The following is a 2,247-nucleotide window of genomic DNA, read 5'->3' as shown; positions in this document are numbered from 1 at the left end:
TTTGCTACAACAACACCATGCATTAATTAGTATGACACAGAGTGGCGACCCACTGGAAAATGCCATAGCAGAAAGGGTAAATGGTATACTAAAAACAGAGCTGATTAGTAGCTTTTATAATAACATTGATGAGGCGGCGTTACACATTAGCAGGTGCATTATTATTTACAATTACAAGCGACGACATAGCAGCCTAAACTGGCAGATACCTGCTGAGGTTCATAAGCAAAAAGGACCGCAAATAAAACGCTGGAAAAACTATTATAAAACACCTCAAAGCAAGGAAGTTATGGTGCAAGAAACTTGATTGGCCCAAGGCACAAAAAACAGTTCCTTTAGCTGTGAATGACTACAGAACTGTTTTTTGCCCAAGCACGGCGAAAAACCTTTTAGTCAATATTATTTAGGATGATTTATTTTAGTCAACTAAATGCAGGATTTTATCTATTAACCAGTCAACTAAATTCAGGACGGGTCAGTATAGCGTGAGAAGAACTACCATTAACATATGGGTGATGATTCAGTAATTGATTCCTCTCTTGACATTTACACAAAACACTGCAGCAATTAGGCCGCAATAGCGCATTAATAAAAGCCCTAGCTACCGAGCCAGGGCTTTTTTTGTGGGTTGGCAAAATGCCCCTTAGAAGGGCAAGATGCTAACGAGGCGGCGACCAGAGGGGAAACGCCATACGAACCAACCACGTGGCAAAGCCCTAACGGTAACGCCCTGTAGGGGGCGAAAATGTACTGGCAGCCCGCCTAGATGCCTGCTGAAAGCCAAGCGAGGCAAAGCTGGGGCTGCAAACAAGGACTGACTTAGGGGGCAAACTGCCATGCGGTAACGGGTAACAATGCGAAGCTGTTTTTGCATAACTAAAAATTTTATGCGCATCTATCAGTGACGGCAGCCTTCTTCCCCAAAAGGAAACGGAATAAAAGAGGGGTTTAGCGCAGACTTGTGCGTTTATGCCGTAGTCTTTTGGGGGAGGAACATGAGCCACTGTGCGTTAGCCTGCTGGCACTAGCTTGCGTATATAAATTGGGGATGCAAAAGCGGCTACGCTACCCGGTACTGCAGCAGAGGTGCTTCACTGCGTTCAGGATGACAGGCAGCAGCAGGGGTCCTTCGCTGCGCTCAGGATGAGGGTTTGGCAGGTCCTTCGCTGCGCTCAGGATGACAGGCTGCGCTTGAGCGAAGGTGGTTTTGGTTTTTTGGTTTTTAAAACGAGGCAGCCCGCAGGGACTGCCTTGTTTAGATGCTATCATTGCTAGAGACCTTGCTGTAGAAAATAGTTGCGGATAAGCATTTCTTGCAAGGTGGCTGTGGATTTAAGTATCTGCGCTAAATTGTTTTTGCGCTGTTCGAGCAACTCAAAATGCGTAAGCAGGCTTTTATAGTCTTGCCATTGCGGATAGATGGCTATTGCTGCTGGCTCTATTAGTTTTTTGACTTCGCCAATATTGATAAAAGGAATGACGGAGCCACGGTGGTGGATTTTAAAAGCTTTGGCTTTGTAAAGCCCGAATGTGAGCCAGTAGTAAAAATCTCTCATTTCTTGGGTAGGTGCAATAGCTGTAAAGGCATTAGCCCAGTGCGTTAAACTGGGCTTACCTGCATTGTTGCCTTTGGCAAGAATGAAAAAATGGGTAGGTTGTTCTGGAACAATCAATGCATTGGTGGTGGATTTGATAAACAACGGTTGCATAAAATATTACGCTGTGATTATCCTTTTGATGGCAAAACGCCACATTTTTGGCCAGCGATAGGCAACCAGTATGCAGGGCGGGTAAGGACGGCAAGGTTTATGGCCAAAAAAATACGCCCTGTTACTTGCCAAATTTGCGAAGCTGTGGCAAGTAACAAACAGGGGAAGATTTTTTTGCCATCACCGAAGGCAAACAGAACGCAGTGGCGTGCAGACCTTGCCAACTGGCAAAGGGCATAACTTGCCTTTCGCTGGCTAACAAAAAAACAAAACTGAGAGATTGCCGAAGGCAATACCGAATATGGGGTTATGTGGGACAGCTAAAGTGGTACGCGGGGATAAGTGCTGCGGCTGGGGAAGTGTATTATAATTAGGCTGGTAAATAGGGAGGGGGCATTGAAATGCCTTTTATCTGTACTTCGGGATGACATGCTAAGCATCCCTAAAAGCGAGTTGAAATGCGTTTGGGGGCTTTCGGCTATAATTATCAATGTTAGCTGTGGTTTTTGACCAACCCATATTTCATTCCATATTCTTT

2 protein-coding genes are annotated in these 2,247 nt (G+C 45.2%); one reads left to right on the top strand and one right to left on the bottom strand.

All coding sequences use genetic code 11. The annotated features are described in order from the left end of the window. Positions 1–307, top strand: a 307-nt coding sequence (locus ACFOW1_RS08670) for an integrase core domain-containing protein (protein WP_379013630.1), incomplete at its 5' end; no start/stop codon positions are given. Between the two features lie 964 nt (positions 308–1,271). On the opposite strand, the gene ACFOW1_RS08665 is transcribed toward ACFOW1_RS08670, so the two are convergent. Further along, positions 1,272–1,709, bottom strand: coding sequence for a DUF6943 family protein (locus ACFOW1_RS08665; protein ID WP_379013628.1), 438 nt, complete (start codon positions 1,707–1,709; stop codon positions 1,272–1,274). Between the last annotated feature and the right edge of the window lie 538 nt (positions 1,710–2,247).

It is taken from the genome of Parasediminibacterium paludis, assembly GCF_042651445.1.
In the GTDB taxonomy this organism is placed as follows: Bacteria; Bacteroidota; Bacteroidia; order Chitinophagales; family Chitinophagaceae; genus Parasediminibacterium; species Parasediminibacterium paludis.
Note: the sequence above shows the minus strand (reverse complement) of the source record. Positions and strands in the feature narration are given on the sequence as shown.